The organism is Brevundimonas denitrificans (genome assembly GCF_030160755.1).
Classification (GTDB): Bacteria; Pseudomonadota; Alphaproteobacteria; order Caulobacterales; family Caulobacteraceae; genus Brevundimonas; species Brevundimonas denitrificans.
The window spans coordinates 1-3,831 of sequence record NZ_BSOY01000120.1; the positions used below are offsets into that span (position 1 = coordinate 1).

Here is a 3,831-nt window from a genome sequence, read left to right on the forward strand (position 1 = left end):
GGGGCGGGTCCGCCGTCCGGGCCGAACCGGGCGACCCCGCCATGGCCGCGGCGCGCCGGGTCGAAGCCGCCCTCGCCGCCTGCGGGACCGCCCGGCCCATGGTCGAGGCCATCTGCATCCGCGCCTCGGCCCTGCAAGCCGCCGAGCGAGACCTGGGTCTGCGCCGCCGCGAAGGAAAAGGCCTGCTGCAAAAAGGCCTTGCCGCCCTGGCGACGCACTATCGCATCGGTTGATGCATCGAATTCGCGACGGAAGGCCGGCCGCCGCACGTTACACGCTCGTAACTTTTTCCTGTCGGGATTCAGCCATAGGGTGAAGTTGAAAGCGCGCTCCCCTTGGGGCGCGCTATCGCGTTGAGGCGACGGGCTCCCAATGCCGTCGAATTCGGGGATGTCGGTGAAGTCAGTGATCTTTTGCGGCCTCGTCGCCGGCATGCTTTCCGTCGCAGATCCCCTTGCCGCCCAGGAGGCGGTGCCCGCCGGTCTGCTCACCGAAGTCTGCCTGCCCTACGCCAACCGCGCCCAGACCTTCGAACGGGCGATCCGCGCCGCCCGCGAACTCGAATTCCGCCGCCCGGTCAACGACACCGCGCCGCTCGAGGAATGGGCCTCCGAGGTCACCATGGTTTCCAAGGACGGCGTCTGGCGCGTGAAGATCGAGGAAGGCTCTGTCGAACGCGACGAGCGCCCGGCCTATGAGGCCAGCTGCACCATCTCATCCAGCCGGGCCAGCGCTCGCGAACTGGCGGAGCTCGGCCGCCGCGCCTTCCGCGATCCCCGATACTGGACCACGCCGCCAGGCAACGACCGGCGCTGGGATCGCCGCAGCGCCTACCCCGACGAATACGGCCTGGCCGTCGAGGTGAGCGAGCGGCCCGGCGAGCGTCCGACCATGACGGTCCGCGGCTCCTACTACTGAAGCTCCGCGGTCAGGCCGCCGCGGCGGCGTCCCTGATCCGTCCCACCATGCTGTTCAGGCCGTTGGCGCGCTGACGCGTCAGGGCCGACGGCAGGCCCAGACGATCAAGAGCCGCGCGGGCGTCAAACGCCAGGATCTCAGCCGGGGTCCGACCTGAATAGAGCCGCAGCAGCAGGGCGATATTGCCCTTGGACAGGGCGCTGTCGCTGTCGGCGGCGAACACCAGTCGATCCCCCTCGCGGCGCACCGCCAGCCAGACCTGCGCGGCGCAGCCCGGCACCTTGTGGTCCTCGGTCCGATCTTCCTCCGGCAGGGGCGCCAGACCCTTGCCCAGGTCGATGACGTATTCGATCCGGCCTTCCCAGTCGCCGAGCAGGTCGAACTCCTCGACCAGTTCGGCCAGGACGTCGTCGATGGAGGGGGCGTCGGTCATGGGCGCCAGATAGGCCGGACCGGCGTTAACGACAACCGCCTGTCCTTTCCCCGGAATTCCGCCCGGACGGGCTTGTCGGCAGTCGCCTGGAACGCGTGCGGGCTTTGGACGACTCACCCGGACGGCTAGGCTGGGAAGGCCGGCGGCGTCCTGTCCGGCCCGCCCCAATCCGCTCTTGATCCAGTCCGCCCGCCCTGACCCGAAGCCTCTGCCCGACGCTCCGGCGAGCGATCGTCCGTCGCTGGCTGCGTGGCATGCGGGCTGGGCGGTGGCGGCGGCCCTGCTGGCTCTGGGCGGACGCTGGATCGGCGGCATCGACGGCCCGCTGTTCTACGGCGTCCTGGCCATGGTGGTTCCCGGCCTGAGCGGTCTGGGTCTCCTGCGCCGCGACGGCCCGGACGAGCGGATGGTCCTGCTTGCCATCTGGGGTCTGGCGGTCCTGCTGGCGGCGGCGCTGTCCGGCGGCCTGACCGGACCTCTGAGCGGCTTTGTCTTCCTTCCGCTGGCGGCCGGGATCGCCCTCGGCGGTCCCCGACCCGTGCAGGCAGGGGCGTTTGCTGTCGGCGTCGCGGCTCTGGCGGGCATGCTTTCGGCCTGGGTCAATCCGGGACCCCACCTTCCCGCTCTGGCGGCCATTTCAGCGCTGCTGACCGCCGCCGCCGCCGCCCTGGCGGTGCGCCTGTCATGGCGGCAGCGGGAAGCCCGGCTGACGGCGGCCGAGGCCGAGACGGCCCGGGTCGAAACCCTGCTGGCCGCCCAGCCCGGACTGACTCTCGTGCTTGAACCTTCAGGCCGGGTTCTGGCCGCCTATGGCGCGCCGCCGGTCTCGCTGCCGGTCGACCCCCTGTTCGAGAGCGGGCTGGTGGCCGCGGTGCACGCCCCGGACCGGCCCCGCCTTCTGGACGCCATCGACCGCGCCATGAAGGGCCATGACGGCGCCGCCCTGTTCGCGCCCCGGATGGCCCTGGACCGCCGCGTTCAACTGATCATGCGGCGGCTCGACGATCCGTCCGGCCCGCGCCTGATCGCCCAGGTCTTCGACGCCACCGCCCAGTACGCCCGCGAACTGGGCCTCGAGATCGCCCGGGCCGAGGCTGAGACGCGCGAGGCGGGCAAGACCCGGTTCCTCGCCAATATGAGCCATGAGCTGCGCACGCCCCTGAACGCCGTGCTCGGCTTCTCGGACATCATGCGCCAGCGCATCTTCGGGCCCCTGCCCGACCGCTACGGCGAATACGCCGAGAACATCCATCAGGCCGGCGGCCACCTGCTGGACCTGATCAATGACGTGCTGGACGTCACCAAGATCGAGGCTGAGCGCTACGCCCTGACGCTGGAGCGGTTCGACGCCCGCGAAGTGGTGTCCGCCGCCATGGCCCTGGTCCGCGTCAACGCCGACGACAAGGGCGTGACCCTGTCCAGCGTCCTGCCCGCCGACCCGGTCGAGGTCTCGGCCGACAAGCGCGCCCTGAAACAGATCGCCCTGAACCTGCTGTCCAACGCCGTGAAATTCACGCCCCGCGGCGGCGCGATCACCGTCACGGTCGAGGCCATCGGCCCCTATCTCGAGGTGGTCGTCGCCGACACCGGCGTCGGCATCGCCCCCGAAGACGTACGCCGACTGGGCCGCCCCTTCGAACAGGCCGGCGAGATGGAGCAGCGCCGCCAGGGCACCGGTCTCGGCCTGTCGCTGGTCCGCGCCTTCGCCGAGCTGCACGGCGGCCGCATGAGCATCGACTCGACCCTCGGCGAAGGCACGGCGGTCACAGTGCGCCTGCCCGTCGCCCTGATCGCCCGCGCGCCCGCGCCCGAGGGGGGGGCCGAAATCATCCAGATGCCCATGAAGGGCGGGGGCTGACGGGTCGCGACGGCGACCTACAGCATTCCCATCGCCAGGAACGCCCGGCCCGCCGTGAAATCCCCCGCCTCAAATTTCGCTGTCGCGACACTGCCGTCACGGAAGTGGAATTCGATCGCGAAGGTCTCGCGCGGGTCCAGACGCTCGAGCGCGGCGGCGGCCGAGGCGGGGAAACGCCAGGCCTCGCCGGTGCGGCGGTCCTCGGCCAGCAGGGTCGGGGCGGCCGAACTGACGCCCGTGGCCCACAGGCTGGCGCGGGCCGAGACCGGAACCAGACCGTCGCCGGCCAGCCAGGGACGGGAAACCCGGACCGGATCGCGCAGGACGATGCGCGCCGCATAGGGACGGGACCGGCCGACAAAACTGACCACCGCGGTCAGGCCGGTCGCATCGCCCTTGCCCGCATAGCCGAAGGCCACCGGCGAGGCGCCGACCACCGACATCTGCTGCAGCCGCCAGTTGGCGTCGGGCGAACTGACGCGGTTCGCGGTCCACGAGCGGCGGACGCCGGGGAAGACCATGCGCGGCGTGCGCAGCCAGCCTGCAAAGGCGCCGTCGACCCGCGCGCGGACCGTGGCCAGCTGCGGATCGGCGCACGACACGGCGCCGGCGCGGGCGCGGG

At 71.4% G+C, this 3,831-nt stretch carries 5 protein-coding genes; 3 read left to right on the forward strand and 2 right to left on the reverse strand.

The window, feature by feature from the left end; genetic code table 11:
* The coding region (locus QQJ79_RS15035) for a DUF6456 domain-containing protein (RefSeq protein ID WP_284223740.1) at window positions 1-233 on the forward strand (233 nt) is incomplete at its 5' end.
* Window positions 234-396: 163 nt separating this feature from the next.
* On the forward strand, window positions 397-918 hold the full coding sequence (locus tag QQJ79_RS15040; protein ID WP_284223741.1) for a hypothetical protein: 522 nt from the start codon (window positions 397-399) through the stop codon (window positions 916-918).
* Window positions 919-928: 10 nt separating this feature from the next.
* Here the strand turns inward: QQJ79_RS15040 and QQJ79_RS15045 are convergent, their stop codons facing one another.
* Window positions 929-1,351, reverse strand: coding sequence for a SufE family protein (locus QQJ79_RS15045; protein ID WP_284223742.1), 423 nt, complete (start codon window positions 1,349-1,351; stop codon window positions 929-931).
* Between the two features lie 175 nt (window positions 1,352-1,526).
* On the opposite strand from QQJ79_RS15045, the gene QQJ79_RS15050 reads away from it, so the two are divergent.
* Entirely contained in the window at window positions 1,527-3,209 is a 1,683-nt protein-coding gene (locus QQJ79_RS15050) for a sensor histidine kinase (protein ID WP_284223743.1), read from the forward strand.
* Between the two features lie 17 nt (window positions 3,210-3,226).
* Here the strand turns inward: QQJ79_RS15050 and QQJ79_RS15055 are convergent.
* A partial coding sequence (locus QQJ79_RS15055; protein ID WP_284223744.1) for a hypothetical protein occupies window positions 3,227-3,831 on the reverse strand: 605 nt, incomplete at its 5' end.